General features: G+C 46.6%; 1 protein-coding gene. It reads right to left on the reverse strand.

Annotated features, from left to right (window positions below):
- Nucleotides 1–192 precede the first annotated feature (192 nt).
- Nucleotides 193–1164 carry a LysR family transcriptional regulator gene (locus O9295_RS21705; protein ID WP_288035287.1) on the reverse strand — a complete coding sequence of 324 codons (972 nt, stop codon included), beginning with the start codon at nt 1162–1164 and terminating at the stop codon, nt 193–195.
- Nucleotides 1165–1773 lie beyond the last annotated feature (609 nt).

The raw sequence follows: 1773 nt of genomic DNA on the forward strand, positions 1-1773 counted from the left end.
AGACTTGTTTTCCCTCAAAAAGTGCCGACCTTTGGAGTGATTGGGGGGAAAATTCCGGGACTTTTTCCCTGAAAATTAGGTAATTGACCACCTGAAAATCGGTAAAACCCCACACCCCACACCCCACACCCCACACCCTGCTCCTAGGAAAAGCTTTTTGCCGCAAACCCTAAATAGGATTGATTGGGATTGCTAAGGCTGGACGGGGTGGTTTTCTAAGCTTTTAACCACACTTTGATTCATTTGCCGCACTAATTGACAAAAATGAGCGATCGGTGGTATCTGTAGGCGATCGCTAGTGGTGACAAGGACTACCTGACGGGTGAGACGATGACTAAATTTACCATTGTTAAGATGGGTATTTTCGCTACTAGGGGAAGCAAGAGGACGAATGGCGAGGGTGGCATCGCTACGGGCCTCCATCAGGGCGGATTGGGGCAGAAGAGCGATAATATTACCCTGACGCACCACACCGCGAAAAGCATCGAGGGTGTTTAATTCCATGACGGTTTTCAGGTGGGCATCCTGACGGGAAAACCATTCTTGTACTAATCTTTGCATTCCGTAGCCGTCTTTGAAAACCACTTGCGGATAGGGGATTAATTCTGACCATGGCACTTCTTTGTATTGGGCGAGGGGATGATTAGCGGCCATGAGAATTTCGATCGCTTCTTGGTATAATACCTCGACCACCATCTCCGGGCTAGAGGTGAGAAAACGATTATTCATTACCAACGCCACATCTACTAAACCATCCCGCAGCACTTTTAAAGCGCGATCGCTGCCTAGGGCTGTAACTCTTAACTGAACTTCTGGGTATTCAGCACAAAATTTCGGCAAAATCGGCGGTAAATAGTGGGCGCACACGGAATGAATCGCCGCAACGCACAATTCTGGCTGTTTTCCTGCCTGTAGGTCGGTGATTTCCTCGTGAATATTCGTCCATTCTTGACAAATCCGTTTCGCCCGGGGCAGTAATTTCTCGCCAGCAATGGTTAATTTCGCTTGGGCGGTACGATGAAAAAGAGGTAAGCCCAAATCGGTTTCTAGGGATTGAATCTGGCGGCTGATAGTCGATTGGGTGACTCCACACTGGCGCGCGGCTTGACCAAAATTGCCCGTATCGGCTACGGCTAAAAAGGCTTGCAATTGCTCGATCCGCATTCTTTCTCGTTTTAATTACATTCCGTCATGACCTTATGACGATAACGAATTTTATTCTGACTTTTGGTAGAAATTGCTACCGTTTTCTCAGTTATCAGTTATTTCAGCGGTCAGCCTTGAACTACTTCTCGCTCATCATTGGGCTGTTGAACTGTCTTTTTTCTGGCAGATTCAACAATCCTGATTTCATCAGAATATTTTCTACCTTGCTAGGGATTACTAGGGATGTAATCTGGGATAAAGTTAAGTAGGTAGGTGTTAAAAGTTGTCAGATACCCCCCTTATCAAGGGGGGATCCCCCCGCCTATCGGCACCCCCCTTATTAAGGGGGGCGGGGGGGATCGAACCTAAAATCTATCTTCAATTTAATTATAACCAGCTACTTAAGCAACAGCTTTTCCTGCTTTTAGAGAAAGCAATCAAACCACACAAACGCCCCCAACTTGCTATCGTAGAACAGATCGATCTCCGAAGAGAAAAAAATGGCGGCGCGGGTTGGCATCATGGCAGATTCTACTGAACTTTTGAGAATAGAACAGTTGCTGATTCCCTTGATCTGGCATTGGCTCAGTCTGCTGGTGTGAAATTTGTAACAGCAGATTTACACTT

This window comes from Microcystis sp. LE18-22.4A (genome assembly GCF_027531105.1).
GTDB lineage: Bacteria > Cyanobacteriota > Cyanobacteriia > Cyanobacteriales > Microcystaceae > Microcystis > Microcystis aeruginosa.